Source organism: Microbulbifer aestuariivivens (assembly GCF_039545115.1).
In the GTDB taxonomy this organism is placed as follows: Bacteria; Pseudomonadota; Gammaproteobacteria; order Pseudomonadales; family Cellvibrionaceae; genus Microbulbifer; species Microbulbifer aestuariivivens.
In genome coordinates, this window is the sequence record NZ_BAABRT010000003.1 from 45,864 (window position 1) to 63,352 (window position 17,489).

Genomic DNA, 17,489 nt, shown 5'->3' on the forward strand with positions numbered 1-17,489 from the left:
CCACCACCCCCGGAATCAGAAGTCCGAAGCAACCTCAGTGCTTGATGTCTTTCCAGTACTCGCGGTTGAGCAGCCAGGCAAAGACGAAGAACACCAGGATGAAAGCCAGAACGAAGAAGCCTACGCGCTTGCGTTCTTCAGCCACCGGCTCGGCGATGTACTCGAGGAAGTTCACCAGGTCGTACACCGCCTGGTCGAACTCGGCCTCGCTCATGGAGCCCTTGACGCTGCCAACTTCAAGGCTGCCGCAATCGGCGTCCATGATCGGGTTGCCCAGCTCGTCACGAACCACATGGCCGTGCTCCTTCTTCGGCCCCGGCGCACACTCGGCCAGGCCCTGCAGCTCCATCAACACGTGCGGCATACCCACATTCGGGAATACCTTGTTGTTTACACCGGTCGGGCGGCTGTCATCCTTGTAAAAACTGCGCAGATAAGTGTAGAGCCATTCCGGAGAGCGCGCGCGGGCCGCCAGGGTCAGGTCCACTGGCGCGGCACCAAACCACACCTTGGAGTCTTCCGGGCGCATGGAGATTTCCATCAGGTCGCCGATCTTGTCGTCACCCAGTACCAGGTGCTCCATCATCAGCTCGTTAGGAATCCCCAGGTCTGTGGCCACACGGCCCCAGCGGGAAAAGTTGGCGCTGTGACAGCCCATGCAGTAGTTGACGAAATACTTGGCACCATTCTGCAGGGAAGGCTTGTTCTGCAGGTCGATATTGATGGTGTCGAGCTCGACTTCAGCGCCCGCGGCAACCGCCTTGATGGGTAGGAATGCCAGCAAGCCGACAATGATGATGCCGCCAAACAGGATGCCAAAGCTCTTCTCGCCGGATGGGCTGGTAACACGCTCAGGCGGCTGCTTGACATAGTCGCGGCTGGTCAGCCATGGCAGCGCGGCGAAGAATACCGCCATCACCAGGCTCATCAGGCCCACGAACAGGCTGGCACTGAAGTTGGCCACGGCCATCCATAGGAACAGCACGCCGAAGATAACGCTCACCACCCAGGAGAGGGCGCCCTTGCGCTCTTGCGGGTTGGTCCAGATCGGCATGGTGATGAAGTAGGCGAAGTAGAACAGAGTCGCTACCTGAGCCAGGAAGTTACGGCCCGCAGTCGGGGATTTGACACCCAGATAACCGAGCACGATGAACATTGCCGCAAACAACAGCAATAGAACCTTCGGCAGCACGCCCTTGTAACGAATCGAACGCACCGGGCTCTTATCCAGCCACGGCAGCACGAACAGGATCGCGATGGCCGCACCCATGGCCACCAGTCCGAGGAACTTGGCGGTCAGCGGGCCAATGTCAATCGTCACCGCACGCAGAATCGCGTAGAAGGGTGTGAAATACCATACCGGCGCAATATGCGGCGGGGTCTTCAGCGGGTTGGCCTCTTCGAAGTTGGCGTATTCCAGGAAGAAGCCGCCCATTTCAGGGAAGAAGAACACAACAACGCAGAAGATGAACAGGAATACCGCGATACCCACCAGGTCGTGAACGGTGTAGTAAGGGTGGAAAGGCACACCGTCCAGGGGCACACCGTTCTCATCCTTGTGCTTCTTGATTTCAATGCCGTCGGGGTTGTTGGAACCCACTTCGTGCAGGGCGAGGATGTGCAGCACAACCAGCAGCACCAGCACCAGCGGCAGGGCAATCACGTGCAGGGAGAAGAAGCGGGTCAGGGTAATACCGGAAATCAGGTAGTCACCGCGAATCCACTGCACCAGGTCCTCTCCAATGCCAGGGATGGCACCGAACAGGGATACGATCACCTGTGCGCCCCAGTAAGACATCTGTCCCCATGGCAGCACGTAACCCATAAAGGCCTCTGCCATCAGCACCAGGTAGATGCACATACCGAAAATCCACACCAGCTCGCGCGGCGGCTTGTACGAACCGTACATCAGTCCGCGGAACATATGCAGATACACCACCACAAAGAAGGCGGAGGCGCCGGTGGAGTGCAGATAGCGGATCAGCCAGCCCCACTCAACATCGCGCATGATGTATTCGACAGAGGCAAAGGCGCCATCTGCCGACGGATTGAAACTCATCACCAGCCAGATACCGGTGAGCAGCTGGTTGACCAGCACCACCATCGACAGAACGCCGAAGAAGTACCAGACATTGAAGTTCTTGGGCGCGTAGTACTTGCCCATGTGCGTGTCCCACGCACGATAAATCGGCAGGCGCTGATCGACCCAGTCACCCAGTGCGGTTAGCCAGTTCATGCGCTGCCCTCCGGATTTACGCCAATTACAATGATGTCGTCGCCTTCATAGGAGTATGGCGGTACATCCATGTTGGTAGGTGCAGGAACACCCGTGTAGACACGGCCAGCCATATCGTACTTGGAGCCGTGGCAGGGGCAGAAGAAACCGCCAAACCAGTCATCGCCACCCAAATCGGCAGCACCCACCTCGGGGCGGTACATAGGCGCACAGCCCAGGTGCGTACAGAGGCCCACCAACACCAGCAGGTGCGGCTTGATCGAGCGGTTCTGTGGGTTCACATACGGCGGCTGAATAGATTCCTCGGAATTGGGGTCGCGCAGCTCGGGGGTAACCCGCTCGAGATTCTGCAGCGTCTCTTCAGAACGGCGCACAACATAGACCGGCTTGCCGCGCCACTCTACGGTGACCATCTGGCCGGACTCCATCTTGCTGACATTAAACTTTACCGGCGCGCCGGCCGCCTTGGCCTTTGCACTCGGATTCCAGGATTTGACGAAGGGGACAGCTACCCCCACGGCACCAACGCCACCAACTACCGAGGTGGCGGCCGTCAGAAACCGGCGCCGACCTACGTTTACACCGTCATCACTCATGACGTATATCTCCCATCACAGCGAAAATTCGCTGGCCCAAACCCAAAAAATGTCCCGAAACGAGGCGCCGCCGGCATGTCGCCGACGCCAAGAAACCCCAGAAATCAAGCGGATACAAATCCGCGCAATGTTAAAGAAAATGCCAAATTGATACAAGGCGAACCCCGGCGGAAGACCAGTAATCCGGCGGCTAAATGACGAGAACGCAAACCGAACCGGCAGCGCGACGCCATATGCCACACAGCGACCGAGTCTCGCGGACATAAAAAAGCCCGGCAAGTGCCGGGCTTTGCAATTTTGCAAGCAGATAAGCGAATTAACGCTTGGAGAACTGTGGCTTCTTGCGCGCTTTGCGCAGACCGACCTTCTTACGCTCCACAGCGCGGGCGTCGCGGGTTACGTAACCCTCGGCGCGCAGCGGCTGGCGCAGCGCCTCGTCATACTGCATCAGGGCGCGGGTCAGGCCGTGACGGATTGCACCCGCCTGACCGAAGGAACCACCACCTTTGACAGTGACGTTGATGTCAAACTTTTCGACCATGTCGACCTTTTCCAGCGGCTGACGCACGATCATGCGAGCCACTTCACGGCCGAAGTACTGGTCCAGACTGCGACCGTTCACAGTAATCTTGCCCTCACCCGCCGCGATGAATACGCGAGCGGTGGAGGTTTTGCGGCGGCCGGTACCGTAGTATTGAGTTGTTGCCATGAGATTCTTCCCGTTTAGATCGCCAGTTCAGTCGGCTGTTGTGCCGCATGAGGATGTTCACTGCCGCTGTAGACTTTCAGCTTCTTGAACATGGCACGACCCAACGGACCCTTCGGCAGCATGCCTTTCACGGCGCTCTGAATGGTGCGCTCGGGCGCCTTCTCAATCAGCTTTTCAAAGCTGATTGACTTCAGACCACCGGGGTAGCCGGAGTGGCTGTGGTAGATCTTGTCTTTGGCCTTATTGCCGGTCACGCGGACCTTTGCTGCGTTGATTACGATCACGTAATCACCAGTGTCCACGTGGGGCGTATATTCAGGCTTGTGCTTGCCGCGCAGACGGTGAGCGATCTCGGCGGAAATACGGCCGAGAGTCTTGTCCGCAGCGTCGACAATGAACCAGTCGCGTTTTACCGCTTCCGGCTTGGCACTGTATGTCTTCATGTTATAAAACACCTGCATTGAGCCTCCGGAATGGAGGCCGTCCCACAAAAAGAGCGCGAATACTACATAAGCGCCCCTGCCATTTCAAGCAGTTTAGGCTCAATTTTCAACCAACTGCGAGACTGACACAGGGCCCCTGTTCACACCCGCTCCTGCCCCTTATCCAAGCCGAGGGAAACCGATAAGGATAGGAACGAGCGGAACTAGGGCCGATGAGGCCGAGCCAGATACTCCCTGGACTGCATCTCCAGCAGCCGGCTCACTGTGCGCTGGAACTCAAACGACAGGTGACGCGCCCGGTAGAGCTCCTCAGCGGGCACTTGCGCCGAGATGATCAGCTTGACACAGCGGTCATAAAACTCATCCACCAGATTAATGAAGCGGCGCGCCTGACTATCCATACGCTCGTCAAACTGGGGCACATTGGCCAGTAACACGGTGTGATATTCCCGCGCCAGCTCGATGTAATCGTTCTGCGAGCGCGGGCCGTCGCACAGCTCGGAAAACTCAAACCAGGCCACATCGTCCGCCTCGCGCACGGCGGTAATGGTGCGCCCTTCGATTTCGAGCCCGACCCGCTCACGCACCTCGGCACCCTCGACGGTCAGCGCGCTGAAACTCCGCTCCAGACTGCGGCCCGCCGCCTCATCCAGCGGACTGTGGTAGAGCTCCGCCTTCTCAAGGGCGCGCAGGCGGTAATCGACACCGCCATCCACATTCACCACCTTGGTGTGGCGTTTCAGCAGCTCGATGGCGGGCAGAAAGCGAGCGCGCTGCAGCCCGTCCCGATAGAGTCCCTCGGGCACAATATTAGAGGTCGCCACCAGCGTTACGCCGCGCTGAAACAGGCCATCGAGCAATGTGGCCAGAATCATGGCGTCAGTGATGTCTGACACGAAGAACTCATCGAAACACAGCACCCGCGTCTTGCGGGCGATGCGCTCGGCCACCAGTTGCAGCGGGTTTTTCTCGCCGGCAAGGGACTTCAGTTCACGGTGCACTTCACGCATAAAACGGTGAAAGTGCGTGCGGTACTTCTGCTCGAAAGGTAGCGATTCGTAAAAAGCATCCATCAGGTAGGTCTTGCCCCGCCCGACACCACCCCAGAAGTAAAGCCCCAGCTCCGGCTCCGGCGCGCCCTTCCAAAGCTTGCGCAGCCGGCCCCATAGACCAACGCTGACCCCATCGCGCAGGAGGCGCCGGTACAGATCTTCAAGCTCCGCCACCGCCGCCTCCTGTGACGGATCGGCAATAAACTCCGGGCGCTGAAGATCGCGCTGGTAGCGCTGCATAGGAGAAAGAGAGAAAAGAGGCGACTGCATAACCGGGGTTTCGATTGCTCACAGGTTGAGTGGTGCGCACTCTACCAAATAAGCCACAAAGCAGACCAGCACCACCATGCAGCTGCCAGCGCAGGCCCATTGGCCCAGCCCTGCGGAAAAATGGCCACCGCACCCGCACCGGCGACCGCCCAAAGCACCCGGATAGCGTATAATGCCGGGGTCGTCATGGACGGCGGGTGAACTGTCAACTTTGAGGAGAATTCTTCGTGCACTCAACATCGGTTTTGATTCTGGTAGGCATCCTCGGCGTAGCGCTGGGCACACTGCTCGCATTCCTCGCCGTGCGCACCCGCTCCGGGGAGCACAACAGCCAGGAGCTGGAAGCCCGACTGCATGAGGCCAACAAAAAGCTTGAGGACTTCCAGCTGCAGGTGAACGAGCACTTTGACCAGACTTCGCAACTGGTCCAGAACCTGACCGAAAGTTACCGGGAAGTACACGAATACCTGGCCAACAGCGCCATGCGGCTGTCCAGCCAGGACATTGGTCGCCAGATGCTTGAAGCCGGCAGCGGCAAGCTCAGCGAAAACGAAGAGGCCCTCAAGTCTGTCAGCCCGCCTCGCGACTGGGCCCCCAAAGAACCCGGCGCCAAGGGCACACTGTCAGAGGATTTCGGCCTCGACAAAGAACCCCAGGAAGGTGCGGAGACGGCGAGCAACCGCTGACAGCGAAACGCTGCCACAGCGCAGCTTTGCTGACACATTCGGACCAATAAAAAGGGCGGGTTGAATACCCGCCCTTTTCGTATCCTCCCAAAGGCTTTTCTGCCTAGAGGCTCTTATGCCTAGAGGCCCTTAACCTCTAGGCTCCCGCGCTTAGAGGCTTTGGTAGTAATCCATCAGGATCTGCGCCACCTCCGGACGGGAGAACTCCTGCGGCGGGGCAATACCGTTACCCAGCATCTCCCGCACCTTGGTGCCCGACAGCAGGATAAAATCCTCTTTGGTGTGATCCGGCACATCCCGCATCATCACGACTTTATTCAGCTTCTTCGAGTAGGCCGTGTGATCCGCGCGGAAAATTTCGATTTCCAGCGCGCCCTCCGGCACCTTCTCATCGAAAATGGTCTGGGCGTCGAATGCGCCGTAGTAATCCCCCACTCCGGCGTGGTCACGCCCGACGATCAGGTGACTGCAACCGCAGTTCTGGCGGAACACCGCGTGCAGGACGGCTTCACGCGGGCCGGCGTACAGCATATCAAAGCCGTACCCGGTCACCATGACGGTATTGGCCGGGAAATACAGCTCCACCATTTTGCGAATGGAGGCATCGCGCACGGTCGCGGGAATATCACCGGGCTTCAGTTTGCCGAGCAGCATGTGGATCAGCACACCATCCGCATCCACATCCTCGAGGGCCATTTTGCACAGCTCTTCATGGGCGCGGTGCATGGGGTTGCGGGTCTGGAAGGCAACCACCTTGCTCCAGCCGCGCTCGACAAATTCATTGCGGATCTCCACCGCAGTGCGGAAAGTGTCGGGAAAATCACTCTGGAAGTAGCTGAAGTTCAACACTTCGATGGAGCCGGAAATCAGCTTGCGGCCAGCGGATTTGAAGGTCGCGACACCGGGATGCTTGTCGTCCACGGTAGCGAAGATATGCTCCGCCATGGTGTTGAGCTGCTCGTCGCTCACCGTCTCAATGGCTTCGACATCCATCACCGCCAGAACCGGATTGCCCTCCATGTTCGGGTCGCGCAGGGCGATACGGCTGGCGCCCTCGATCGCGCTGGCATCCTCAACCATATTCAGCACCGGCACCGGCCAGAAAAGGCCATCCACCGTACGCAGGGTCTCCGCCACACTCATGGCATCCGCCAAATTCATGTAGCCGTGCAGCGGGTTGAAATAACCCGCCCCGAGCATTACCGCGTTGGCCGCAGCTGCCGAACTGATCACAATCGAGGGCAGAGACTCCGCCTCGTGCATCAGCTCGTGGTGTCGCTCACTGTCATAAACGAAGCGTGGTTGCAGCTGCGCGCTGCCGTGGGGCCGAACCAGGGTCATAGGAGTCTCCAACAAGAAAATGCGGTGGCGGTCTAATTTTTCGACCCGCCATTATACGGATCTGGCGCAAATCACCAACGACGACCGCGCATGTATAATGGCGGGCCAATCGAGGAGTTCTGCGTGTCCCCAAAACGTTTCCTGCAAGACTGGGCCGGCCCCGCTGTCATCGGGCTGGTTCTGGCCACCGCGATTCTGTTGCTGTTTCCACAGCTCCGCGGTGACTCCCGCCCGGCCCCTGAAGCCCCCTGGCAGGGCCCGGTTTCCTATTCCGCAGCGGTGCAGAAAGCCGCCCCGGCCGTGGTCAATATTTACAGCCGCATCCCGCTTTCCAGCCACCCCCAGGCCAACAATCCCTTTTTCCACCTGCTGCTGCGACGAATGGACCCACAGCAGCGCCAGCGCATGGAGTCCAACCTGGGGTCGGGCGTTATCGTTAATGACGAGGGCTATATCCTCACCAACCACCATGTGATCGATCAGGCCGACGCCATCGTGGTACTGCTTGCCGATGGCCGGGAAGCCCTGGCGGAACTGGTGGGCAGCGATGCGGATTTCGACCTGGCGGTACTCAGGGTGGACCTGCCGCGCCTGACGGCCATTGAGGTAGGCGACCCCCAGCGGGCGGAAGTGGGGGATGTGGTGCTCGCCATCGGCAATCCACTGGGGGTCGGTCAGTCTGTAACCCAGGGCATCATCAGCGCCATGGGTGATCGGGCGCTCAATCTTGGCGCCGGCGGCACCGGCAGTTATTTACAGGATTTCCTGCAGACCGATGCGGCGATCAACCCAGGGAACTCCGGCGGCGCTTTGGTGGACGCGCGCGGGCGACTGCTTGGCATCAACACCACTCAGCTCAGTGAGAGCGGTTATGCCGGCGGTGTCGGCTTTGCCATTCCCGCCAATATCGCCTTCAAGGTGATGCAGGACATTATCGAATACGGCCGTGTAGTACCCGGCTGGCTGGGGATCGAGGCGCAGGGAGTCACCCCGCAGCTGGCGCGGGCGTTTAACCTTGGCTCAAGCGCGGGGGTGATTATCACCGCGATTTACAACCAGGGACCGGCCCACCAGGCGGGTCTGCAGCCCGGCGACGTTATCACCCATATCGATGGGCTGCCCATCAATGACGGCAAACGCGGCGTGGCGGCGATGGCCACCCTGCGACCGGGGGATACCGTGGCCATTACCTATATTCGCGAGGGCGAGCCGCGCACGGTAAACGCCAGGGTTTCGGAAGAGCCCAAACCGCGACGGGGCAATTGACCGGGCACCGTTGCAATCTTGGCCCAGTTGTCACCAACTGAGCGACAGGAGCAGCACAGGAACAACACAGGAACAACAGGGAAGAGTGCGTAGGCGCGCCAGGGACGTGGCCGATTGAGCGGGCGTTAAGCAGCTGAGGCGGTCGGGCACTTCCGCCACCTCGGGAATCTGTGCGCTTTTGGGGCTTGCCCGTCTCTCTCCGGCTTCACTCTAGGCTTCCATCTAGCTAGGCCTCACTCCAGGCCCCACTATGGGCCTCACTACAGGCTTCGCTCCAGACTTCATGCATGTATGCTGCTACACCGCTAAACGCCAAGCCGCTCGCAGCATCGCCCCCTGATGCCTTGCGGCCTCACCTTACCGACGCCTTTACCCCTTCTCCACCCGGTATTCGGCGGAGCGTGCGTGGGCCTCAAGTCCCTCGCCACGGGCCAAGGTGGCCGCCACACGCCCCAGTTTGTCCGCGCCCTGCGGGGAGCAGTGGATGATGGAGCTACGCTTCTGGAAATCGTAAACCCCGAGCGGCGATGAGAAGCGGGCCGTCCCGCTGGTGGGCAGTACGTGGTTGGGGCCAGCGCAGTAGTCACCCAATGCCTCCGCGGTATAGCGTCCCATAAAAATGGCGCCGGCATTGCGGATCATCGGCAGGTAGCGCTCCGGCTCGTCCACAGACACTTCAAGGTGCTCCGGCGCGATGCGGTTGGCAATGGCGATGGCCGATTCGATGGAATCCACCGCGATCAATGCGCCCCGCTCCGCCAGCGAAGTGGCGGCGATGTCGCGGCGCGGCAGCTCAGCGAGCAATTTTTCCAGGGAGAGCGCCACCGCCTCGAGAAAAGCACCATCCGGGCTGACCAGAATAGACTGCGCCTGCTCGTCATGCTCCGCCTGGGAGAGCAGGTCCATGGCGATCCAGTCCGGATCGGTGGCGCCATCGCAGATCACCAGAATTTCAGACGGGCCCGCGATCATATCGATGGCCACCTGGCCAAACACCGCGCGCTTGGCCGAGGCGACGAAGATATTGCCCGGGCCGACAATTTTATCCACTTTCTGCACCGCATCGGTGCCATAGGCCAGTGCCGCTACGGCCTGGGCGCCGCCGATGGTAAACAGCTGGTCCACGCCGGCGATGGCAGCCGCCGCCAGTACCAGGTCACTGATCTGATTATCGGGCGCCGGCACCACCATCACGACTTCATCGACTCCCGCCACCTTGGCGGGGATCGCGTTCATCAGCACCGAAGAGGGATAGCTGGCTTTGCCACCGGGTACATAAATCCCCACCCGCTGCATGGCGGTGATCTGCTGGCCCAGCACGGTGCCGTCCGCTTCACGGTACTGCCAGGACTCCTGGCGCTGATGGTTGTGATAGGTGCGCACGCGCTCGGCGGCGGCTTGCAGAGCGTCGCGAGCCTCTGGCTCAATCCGCTCCAGTGCCGCCTGCAACTCGGATGCCGACAGGGTGAAGTCCGCCGCCGCCTGCAACTGCCGGCGGTCAAAGCGGTTTGTATAGTCGATGACCGCGGCATCACCCCGCTGGCGCACCTGCCGGATAATCTCGTTGACGGTTTCCTCGACTCGCCGATCCGCCACCGATTCCCAGGCCAGCAGCATTTCCAGCTGGGCATCGAAATCCGGGGCGAGACTGTCTAACTGGCGAATGACGGGCATGCTGGCAACCCTGCTCTTGTACTGACTGCTGGTTAACTATTCTGTTGATCCGCTGACGGACGCAAAGCCACAGCGGCGCCGATCAGGCTGCGGACTCCGCAGCCACGGCGGCGGAAAGCTTGTCGATCAGCGCGCGGATCGGCTGGTATTTCATTTTCATGGAGGCTTTGTTGACGATCAGCCGACTGCTGATCTGGGCGATGGTATCCCGCGCCTCGAGTCCGTTGGCCTTGAGGGTGTTGCCCGTATCGACAATATCGACGATCTCATCCGCAAGCTCCATCAGCGGCGCCAGCTCCATGGCACCGTAGAGCTTGATGATATCCGCCTGACGCCCCTGTGCGGCGTAGTAACGGCGGGCGCTCTCCACATACTTGGTGGCCACCTTGATACGGCCCTGGGGCAGGCTGGCGCCACGAATGCCCGCGGTCATCAGTCGGCAGCGGGCGATGCCCAGATCCAGCGGCTCATAGATACCGTCGGTGCGGTGCTCGAGCAGGGTGTCTTTACCCGCCACCCCCATATCGGCAGCCCCGTGCTGGACATAGGTCGGCACATCGGAACCGCGCAGTACCAACAGCCGCACGCCGTCCTGATTGGTGGGAAAAATGAGCTTGCGGCTGCTGAAAATATCTTCCGCCGGTTCAAGCCCCGCAGCGGCGAGCAGCGGCAGGGTTTCCTTGAGGATTCTCCCCTTGGTCAGAGCGATGGTGATCTGCATGGCACTTGCTTATGGCACTTAATCTGAGTGAATAGTCGTTGTTGTCATTTGCACCGCGCGAACAGGCCGCGCGGCGCCGGAAAGATCGCGACGGCCGCTGATCTCAGGCTATCAACCGGGTACCCGGCGAATGCGGGCACCCAACTGCTGGAGCTTCTCCTCGATGCACTCGTAGCCGCGGTCGATATGGTAAATCCGGTCTACCACGGTGGTGCCCTCGGCGATCATACCGGCGATCACCAGGCTGGCCGAGGCCCGCAGGTCCGAGGCCATCACCGGAGCCCCCTTGAGCTTCTCCACCCCGGTTACGATGGCGGTATTGCCCTCGAGGGTGATATTGGCCCCCATACGGTTCAGCTCGTGCACCTGTATCAGGCGGTTCTCGAAGATGGTTTCCACCACCGTCGCCTTGCCCTCGGCAACGGCGTTCATCGCCATCAGCTGGGACTGCATGTCGGTGGGAAACGCGGGATAGGGCGCGGTGCGAAAGCTCACCGCCTTGGGGCGGTTACCCTTCATGTCCAGCTCGATCCAGTCGCCCCCGGTGCTCAGGTGGGCACCGGCCTCCTCGAACTTGACCAGTACCGCGTCGAGAATGTCCGCGCGGGTATGAGTAAGGCGCACCTTGCCACGGGACGCAGCGGCGGCCGCCAGGAAGGTGCCGGTTTCGATACGGTCCGGCATGACGCTGAAGGTGCAGGGGTTCAGCCTCGGCACGCCATGTACACGCAGGGTATCCGTGCCCACACCCTCGATCTGGGCGCCCATGGCGATAAGAAATTCCGCCAGATCGACGATCTCCGGCTCGCGGGCGGCGTTGTGCAGGACAGTCGTCCCTTCCGCCAGCACCGCCGCCATCAGCAGGTTTTCGGTACCGCCGACGGTCACCTTCTCCATCACAATGTTGGCGCCTTTCAGGCGGCCATTGGAGCGGGCGCGGATAAAACCCTCGTCGATGGTGATCTCGGCGCCCATGGCCTCCAGCCCCTTGAGGTGGATATCCACCGGGCGACTGCCGATGGCGCAGCCGCCGGGAAAGGACACATTGGCCACCCCGTGGCGGGCCAGCAGTGGCCCCAGCACCAGGATCGACGCGCGCATGGTCTTTACCAGCTCATAGGGCGCCGTCAGGTCGTTGACAGAGCGCGGATCAATTTCCACGCCGAGTTTTTCATCAATGGTGACGTCGCAGCCCATGCACCGCAGCAGGGTGATCATGGTGGTGATGTCATTCAGGTGCGGCAGGTTATGGATATGTACCGGGCCATCCGCCAGCAGAGCCGCCGCCAGAATCGGCAGCGCCGCGTTCTTGGCACCGGAAATTTTCAACGTGCCGGAAATGGGGCCGCCGCCCTCGATTATCAGTTTGTCCATGTGCGTGGGGCCTACTGTCCGGCTTCTGCTGGCGTGAGCGTCTGCATCTGCACCGCGTGCAGGGTGCCGTCAGCAATCTTGTCGCCAAGCGCGCCGTAGACCAGCTGCTGCTTCTTCAGGCGACTGAGCCCTTCGAAGGAGGCACTGACCACGGTGAGCATCAGGTGGCTGCCCTCGAAGGTGACATCGACCTGGCTGTCTGGAATATGCCCCTCGATCAGGGCTTTGATTTCTTCAGGTTGCATAGGCGGGGTACGAAGTTGAGTTGCAAAACAGCGCGGCAGTGTACTGGAAACCGCCGGTCCGCGCAGCCGCGCGAACCGGCAACGCACTCAGCTGACCTGATCGGCAGACTGATCTGCGGACCAGTTCGCGATCACCTTATCGATATCGCCATGGGTCTGCATGGCCTGGGAAAACTGGCTGCGAAAGGTCTTGCCCAGGTTCACGCCATTGAGAATGACATTAATAAGCTTCCACTGCCCGGCACGGTTGCGCACCAATGTGTAGGAGACCTTGGTCAGGCCTTCGTTACTGCGCACTTCCTGCAACACGTTGACGCGATTGCCCTGCGGCATGGAGCCGGGATTGACGACGCGCACATCCATATCGCCAAAGCTCGCCACTCCGCGGGCGAAAGTGGCCACCAGATCGCGACGGAAAGCACTGGCAAAGCGCGCCTGCTGCGCGGGGGTGGCCTGCTTGGCATAGCCGCCCATCACGCCGCGGGCAATGAAGTCAAAGTCCACCACCGGGTCCAGTACTCTTTCGACGGCGTTGTAATAGCGCTGAGAGTCTGAATTAAGATATTCGGAATTCGAGCGGATCACCCCCAGCAATTCCTGGGATACTCCCTCAATCACGGTGTAAGGATTCTGCGCGGCGCTTGCCGCCGGAACCCAGGTGCTGAGCAGCAGCGCACACAGAGCGGCCTGTACCCAGAGGGCCGGCGACTGGCGGCCCGTTTCAGAAAATGCGTTCACAAAGTATCTCCCATTTGGCGAATCGTTCCTTGAGCGCAAACAGCGCCTTAAAGTGCCACAGTACTGCCACTTCTCCTTCTTGGATCAGCCCCACTCCCCGTCCTGGACCTGTCCCAGCGCTTGCGGGCGCGGGTAAGGCTGACAGCGGCGGCGGCAGACTATACCATGACCGCCCCCGCGGGTGTTGAGGCGTCAATGACAGCCGGGCACACGCGCATCTCTCACTTTTCACCTAATTCATTGTTTGAGGTTAGCATGCCGGAAGTGTGGCTGGCGGCACTGGCAATGCTGGCCGGATTGGCGGGGCTTGTCTGGGGCGCGGACCGCTTTGTCGCGGGAAGCGCGGCACTGGCTCTGCGCCTGGGCCTCTCAAAACTGGTTATTGGCCTCACCATCGTCGCCCTTGGCACCTCGGCCCCGGAAATCATGGTGGCGACCAGCGCGGCCCAACGGGGTGCGGGTGAACTGGCCATCGGCAACGCGCTCGGCTCCAACCTCGCCAATATCGGCCTGGTACTGGGCGTGACGGCACTTATCGCGCCCATTCCGTTACAGCGCCACCTGCTCGGGCAGGAAATCCCCGCCCTGCTGATGGTCACCGTCCTGGCCGGCTTTATACTGCACGACGCCCGCCTCAGCGCTGCCGAAGGGCTGTTCCTGCTCGCGCTGATTATTCTTCTGCTATGGGTGACCGTGCGCCTGAAAAAGCGCCACCACGGCAGCGAAGAGGAGGATGTGGAGGTCCGAGACTACACAGCGGCAGGCGGTTTTTTCTGGTTCGGCCTCGGACTCGCGATACTGCTGGCCAGCGCCGATATTCTCGTATGGGGCGCCAGCCAACTCGCCGCCGCTGCCGGCATCAGCCCGCTGGTTATCGGCCTCACCGTGGTGGCGGTGGGAACCAGCCTGCCGGAACTCGCCACCTCGGTCGCCAGCGCGGTTAAAGGCCATTTCGATCTGGCCATCGGCAATATCATTGGCTCCAATATATTCAATATTCTGGCAGTAATGTCTGTACCCGGTATCATCGCCCCCCTGGATATACAGCCGGCAGTCTTCTCGCGTGATTACCTGGCCATGCTGGCGATGACGCTGCTGCTGGTCAGCGCCATCACCTACAGCCTGTGGCGCCACCCCAGCGACGCGCGCCTAGGCCGCGGGCATGGAGCCCTGCTGCTGGGCTGCTACGGCGCCTACTACGGACTGTTGCTGCACAACTTTTGATCGGCTACTGAGCGGCAGTGCGAGCGGAATTCCTACAATCAACAAAGGCGGTTTGAAGAGAAAAGTAATGACCCAGGACCTGATCTTACAAGCGGGCCAGCGCACCGTACTGATGGAAACCGAAGCGGTAGCCGCGCTGGAGCAACGCATCAACGCTGACTTCAAGACCGCCTGCGAATTGATCCTGCAGTGCCGCGGGCGCGTCATTGTTACCGGCATGGGCAAGTCGGGCCATGTGGGCGGCAAGATTGCAGCCACCCTCGCCAGCACCGGAACCCCGAGCTTTTTCGTGCATCCCGGCGAGGCGAGCCACGGCGATCTGGGCATGATCACCCGCGAGGACCTGGTGATCGCCATCTCCAATTCCGGCTCTTCCGCCGAGGTGATGACCCTGCTGCCGCTACTGAAACGACTGGGCATCCCCATGATCAGCATGACCGGCAAGCCGGAGTCGCCGCTGGCCCAGGCCGCCGATGTGAATCTCGACATCTCCGTGGCCACCGAGGCCTGCCCGCTGAACCTGGCGCCCACCTCGTCTACCACCGTCACTCTGGTCATGGGCGACGCCCTGGCCGTGGCGCTGCTGGAGGCGCGCGGCTTTACGGCAGAGGATTTTGCCTTCTCCCACCCCGGTGGCGCTCTGGGCCGGCGACTGCTGCTCAAAGTGGAAGATGTCATGCACGCCGGCGAAGAGCTGCCGCAGGTTTCACCGGAAACTCCCCTCTCCAAGGCTCTGCTGGAAATGACCAGCAAGGGCTTCGGCATGACCACCGTGGTGGATAACAAGGGCACTCTCCTTGGCGTTTTCACCGACGGCGACCTGCGCCGTGTTATCGATCACAAGATCGAGCTGGATACCGCCACCATGGACACGGTCATGAGCCGCCGGCCAAAAACCGTGTCCAAAGATACCCTGGCGGCGGAAGCACTGCGCATCATGGAGGACAACCGTATTACCGCGCTGGTGGTAGAGGATGAAGCCCGCCATCCCATCGGTCTGCTGCATATGCACGATATACTCCGCGCCGGCGTCATCTGAGCAATTAAGGAACAAACCCCGTGAGCCAACAGCATTCACAACACAATAAACAACACTTAATAGACGCCGAGCAGCTCGATCACAAACTCGCACAGGTGCGCCACCTGGTACTGGATGTGGACGGCGTTCTCACCGATGGCCGCCTCTTTTTCGATAACAACGGCAACGAACTGAAAACCTTCAATACCCTCGATGGCCACGGCATCAAAATGCTGCAGAAATCCGGGGTACAGGTCGCCATCATTACCGGCCGGCGCAGCAGCGTGGTGGAGCGCCGGGCACACGACCTGGGCGTGCACAAGCTGATCCAGGGGCGCGAAGACAAGTTCACCGCCCTGCAGGAGCTGTTCGGCGATGAGGGTTACCGGCTGGAAGACATCGCCTATGTGGGTGACGACTACCCCGATCTCCTGGTGATGACCCGGGTGGGCTGCCCTATCTCGGTACCCAACGCCGCCGCCGCCGTGCGCGAGCGGGCCATCTGGGTTACCGACACCCGGGGTGGCGAGGGCGCTGTGCGCGAGGTTTGCGATCGCATCATGAAAGCCCAGGGCACTTTTGACGCGGCGCTGGCCCCCTACCTGCATTCCGCCGACTGACCGGCACCGCGGCCACAACTTTACGGCCCCTAACTCTACGGCCACTATACGGCCCCTATACGGCTACTGGGAGACGCCCCAATGCGCACCTGGCTACCTCTGGCTATCGTCGTCGCCCTGATCAGCGTGGGGCTCTGGTTCTCCGAGAGCCCGCCGCAGCAATTACTCGGCAAGCGACCGACCCCAAAGGAATTCGATCGCGCGGCGGACCTGATCATCCGCGGAGCCAAGACCCGCCACTTCAGCCCCGAGGGCACCCTCGCCTACCGCCTGGATGCCGACAGCGTCACCTACTTCCAGTTCGCCCGTCGCGACCGGGCCAATCTGGATCAGCCGCGCATTGTGTTTTATCAGGGGCAGTCACCGCGCTGGCGCACCGAGTCCGAAACCGGGGTGGCCTACAATAACGGGGAGCGGGTGGTACTGCGCGGCGACGTGAATATCTGGGAGTTGCCACAAGCCGGCGGCATACACCTGCAGACTGCCGCCATTACCATCAAACCGCGCGAGGAATTCGCCGAAACCGACAAAGTTGTTAAGATTGCGGCCGGCGCCAACCGCACCGAGGGCCGCGGCCTGCGCGCCTACCTGAAAGAAGACCGGGTGGAAATCCTCTCCGAGGTACAGAGCATCTATGAAAACCAATAATCTGATGCGGCCCATCGCCGCCTTTGCCCTGCTGGTACTGAGCGCCCAGGCCCTCGCCCTGCCGGAAGACCGCAACCAGCCCATCCGGGTGAAATCCGAGCATTTCGACGGCAACCGGGCCGATAACCTGTTCGTTTATATTGGCAACGTGCAGATCTCCCAGGGCAGCCTGCGGATTCTCGCCGATCGCGTCGAGGTGCACGGCACCGCCGAGGGCGAAATCCAGAAAGTGGTCGCCACCGGCGAGCCCGCGCATTTCCAGCAGCAGGTACAGCAGAGCCAGACGCCGGTTAAAGCCAAGGCCCGCCGCATCGAATTCCGCGTCAATGCCGACGCACTGCAGCTGTCCGGGGATGCCCAGGTGGATCGCAACGGCAACACCCTGTCCGCCGAGAAGATCGACTACGACCTGATCAGCGAGCAGATCGAGGCTCAGGGACAGTCCGGCAACGGCCGCGTGGAGATGATCTGGCAGCCGGAGAAAAAAGTGGCGGGCCAACCCCCAGGGGGACAAGAGGGACAAGAGGGACAAGAGGGAGGCGAGGTTCCAGCGGTGCAGAACCCGCAGGCACAAGACACTCCCTGAGAATAAGGTACCCGCCCCACCCAATTGCCCCCGGGCACAGAC

General features: G+C 60.8%; 18 protein-coding genes. 7 read left to right on the plus strand and 11 right to left on the minus strand.

The window, feature by feature from the left end; translation table 11 throughout:
• Window positions 1-34 precede the first annotated feature (34 nt).
• The 5 genes from ABEA58_RS02505 to zapE form a co-directional block, all read right to left on the minus strand.
• Window positions 35-2,236: a ubiquinol-cytochrome c reductase gene (locus ABEA58_RS02505; protein ID WP_345548551.1), complete on the minus strand. Its 2,202-nt coding sequence runs from the start codon at window positions 2,234-2,236 to the stop codon at window positions 35-37.
• On the minus strand, window positions 2,233-2,832 hold the full coding sequence (gene petA / locus ABEA58_RS02510) for a ubiquinol-cytochrome c reductase iron-sulfur subunit (RefSeq protein WP_345548553.1): 600 nt from the start codon (window positions 2,830-2,832) through the stop codon (window positions 2,233-2,235). The genes ABEA58_RS02505 and petA overlap by 4 nt, the downstream gene beginning before the upstream one ends.
• Before the next feature lie 316 nt (window positions 2,833-3,148).
• Entirely contained in the window at window positions 3,149-3,541 is a 393-nt protein-coding gene (gene rpsI / locus ABEA58_RS02515) for a 30S ribosomal protein S9 (protein WP_345548554.1), read from the minus strand.
• Between the two features lie 14 nt (window positions 3,542-3,555).
• Entirely contained in the window at window positions 3,556-3,984 is a 429-nt protein-coding gene (rplM, locus tag ABEA58_RS02520; protein WP_345548556.1) for a 50S ribosomal protein L13, read from the minus strand.
• Between the two features lie 203 nt (window positions 3,985-4,187).
• Window positions 4,188-5,306, minus strand: coding sequence for a cell division protein ZapE (gene zapE, locus ABEA58_RS02525; RefSeq protein WP_345548557.1), 1,119 nt, complete (start codon window positions 5,304-5,306; stop codon window positions 4,188-4,190).
• 227 nt (window positions 5,307-5,533) lie between these two features.
• Between zapE and ABEA58_RS02530 the strand changes: the two genes are divergently transcribed.
• Entirely contained in the window at window positions 5,534-5,992 is a 459-nt protein-coding gene (locus ABEA58_RS02530; RefSeq protein ID WP_345548559.1) for a Z-ring associated ZapG family protein, read from the plus strand.
• A gap of 150 nt (window positions 5,993-6,142) precedes the next feature.
• On the opposite strand, the gene sat is transcribed toward ABEA58_RS02530, so the two are convergent.
• Window positions 6,143-7,333 (minus strand): sulfate adenylyltransferase, encoded by a 1,191-nt coding sequence (gene sat / locus ABEA58_RS02535; protein WP_345548561.1) that lies wholly within the window; start codon window positions 7,331-7,333, stop codon window positions 6,143-6,145.
• Between the two features lie 123 nt (window positions 7,334-7,456).
• On the opposite strand from sat, the gene ABEA58_RS02540 reads away from it, so the two are divergent.
• Window positions 7,457-8,599 (plus strand): S1C family serine protease, encoded by a 1,143-nt coding sequence (locus ABEA58_RS02540; RefSeq protein ID WP_345548563.1) that lies wholly within the window; start codon window positions 7,457-7,459, stop codon window positions 8,597-8,599.
• 369 nt (window positions 8,600-8,968) lie between these two features.
• Here ABEA58_RS02540 and hisD read toward each other — a convergent pair whose 3' ends face one another.
• From hisD to ABEA58_RS02565, 5 genes are all read right to left on the minus strand, one after another.
• Entirely contained in the window at window positions 8,969-10,273 is a 1,305-nt protein-coding gene (hisD, locus tag ABEA58_RS02545; RefSeq protein ID WP_345548565.1) for a histidinol dehydrogenase, read from the minus strand.
• An 82-nt stretch (window positions 10,274-10,355) separates the two neighbouring features.
• On the minus strand, window positions 10,356-10,994 hold the full coding sequence (gene hisG / locus ABEA58_RS02550) for an ATP phosphoribosyltransferase (protein WP_345548567.1): 639 nt from the start codon (window positions 10,992-10,994) through the stop codon (window positions 10,356-10,358).
• Between the two features lie 111 nt (window positions 10,995-11,105).
• Complete coding sequence (gene murA, locus ABEA58_RS02555) at window positions 11,106-12,368, minus strand: UDP-N-acetylglucosamine 1-carboxyvinyltransferase (protein WP_345548569.1); 1,263 nt, start codon at window positions 12,366-12,368, stop codon at window positions 11,106-11,108.
• A gap of 11 nt (window positions 12,369-12,379) precedes the next feature.
• A complete protein-coding gene (locus ABEA58_RS02560) occupies window positions 12,380-12,613 on the minus strand; it encodes a BolA family protein (protein ID WP_345548571.1) in 234 nt (77 codons plus the stop codon).
• Window positions 12,614-12,700: 87 nt separating this feature from the next.
• Window positions 12,701-13,351 carry an MlaC/ttg2D family ABC transporter substrate-binding protein gene (locus ABEA58_RS02565; RefSeq protein ID WP_345548573.1) on the minus strand — a complete coding sequence of 217 codons (651 nt, stop codon included), beginning with the start codon at window positions 13,349-13,351 and terminating at the stop codon, window positions 12,701-12,703.
• A 255-nt stretch (window positions 13,352-13,606) separates the two neighbouring features.
• On the opposite strand from ABEA58_RS02565, the gene ABEA58_RS02570 reads away from it, so the two are divergent.
• The 5 genes from ABEA58_RS02570 (at window position 13,607) to lptA (ending at window position 17,447) form a co-directional block, all read left to right on the plus strand.
• Window positions 13,607-14,575, plus strand: coding sequence for a calcium/sodium antiporter (locus ABEA58_RS02570; protein WP_345548574.1), 969 nt, complete (start codon window positions 13,607-13,609; stop codon window positions 14,573-14,575).
• Window positions 14,576-14,642: 67 nt separating this feature from the next.
• On the plus strand, window positions 14,643-15,614 hold the full coding sequence (locus tag ABEA58_RS02575) for a KpsF/GutQ family sugar-phosphate isomerase (protein ID WP_345548576.1): 972 nt from the start codon (window positions 14,643-14,645) through the stop codon (window positions 15,612-15,614).
• A gap of 59 nt (window positions 15,615-15,673) precedes the next feature.
• The gene (locus ABEA58_RS02580; RefSeq protein WP_345548803.1) at window positions 15,674-16,213 is read left to right on the plus strand and encodes a KdsC family phosphatase; all 540 of its coding nucleotides are present in this window, start codon (window positions 15,674-15,676) and stop codon (window positions 16,211-16,213) included.
• An 81-nt stretch (window positions 16,214-16,294) separates the two neighbouring features.
• Complete coding sequence (gene lptC, locus ABEA58_RS02585) at window positions 16,295-16,861, plus strand: LPS export ABC transporter periplasmic protein LptC (protein ID WP_345548577.1); 567 nt, start codon at window positions 16,295-16,297, stop codon at window positions 16,859-16,861.
• A complete protein-coding gene (gene lptA / locus ABEA58_RS02590; RefSeq protein WP_345548579.1) occupies window positions 16,848-17,447 on the plus strand; it encodes a lipopolysaccharide transport periplasmic protein LptA in 600 nt (199 codons plus the stop codon). Before lptC ends, lptA begins: the two co-directional genes overlap by 14 nt.
• The last annotated feature ends 42 nt before the right edge of the window (window positions 17,448-17,489 follow it).

Bases quoted from the DNA above. Each gene is read 5' to 3' on its own strand.
- lptC (WP_345548577.1), top strand. From the start codon at position 16,295: ATGCGCACCTGGCTACCTCTGGCTATCGTCGTCGCCCTGATCAGCGTG.
- rplM (WP_345548556.1), bottom strand. From the start codon at position 3,984: ATGAAGACATACAGTGCCAAGCCGGAAGCGGTAAAACGCGACTGGTTC.
- ABEA58_RS02570 (WP_345548574.1), top strand. From the start codon at position 13,607: ATGCCGGAAGTGTGGCTGGCGGCACTGGCAATGCTGGCCGGATTGGCG.
- murA (WP_345548569.1), bottom strand. From the start codon at position 12,368: ATGGACAAACTGATAATCGAGGGCGGCGGCCCCATTTCCGGCACGTTG.
- sat (WP_345548561.1), bottom strand. From the start codon at position 7,333: ATGACCCTGGTTCGGCCCCACGGCAGCGCGCAGCTGCAACCACGCTTC.
- ABEA58_RS02575 (WP_345548576.1), top strand. From the start codon at position 14,643: ATGACCCAGGACCTGATCTTACAAGCGGGCCAGCGCACCGTACTGATG.
- lptA (WP_345548579.1), top strand. From the start codon at position 16,848: ATGAAAACCAATAATCTGATGCGGCCCATCGCCGCCTTTGCCCTGCTG.
- hisG (WP_345548567.1), bottom strand. From the start codon at position 10,994: ATGCAGATCACCATCGCTCTGACCAAGGGGAGAATCCTCAAGGAAACC.
- ABEA58_RS02505 (WP_345548551.1), bottom strand. From the start codon at position 2,236: ATGAACTGGCTAACCGCACTGGGTGACTGGGTCGATCAGCGCCTGCCG.
- zapE (WP_345548557.1), bottom strand. From the start codon at position 5,306: ATGCAGTCGCCTCTTTTCTCTCTTTCTCCTATGCAGCGCTACCAGCGC.
- petA (WP_345548553.1), bottom strand. From the start codon at position 2,832: ATGAGTGATGACGGTGTAAACGTAGGTCGGCGCCGGTTTCTGACGGCC.
- rpsI (WP_345548554.1), bottom strand. From the start codon at position 3,541: ATGGCAACAACTCAATACTACGGTACCGGCCGCCGCAAAACCTCCACC.
- ABEA58_RS02560 (WP_345548571.1), bottom strand. From the start codon at position 12,613: ATGCAACCTGAAGAAATCAAAGCCCTGATCGAGGGGCATATTCCAGAC.
- hisD (WP_345548565.1), bottom strand. From the start codon at position 10,273: ATGCCCGTCATTCGCCAGTTAGACAGTCTCGCCCCGGATTTCGATGCC.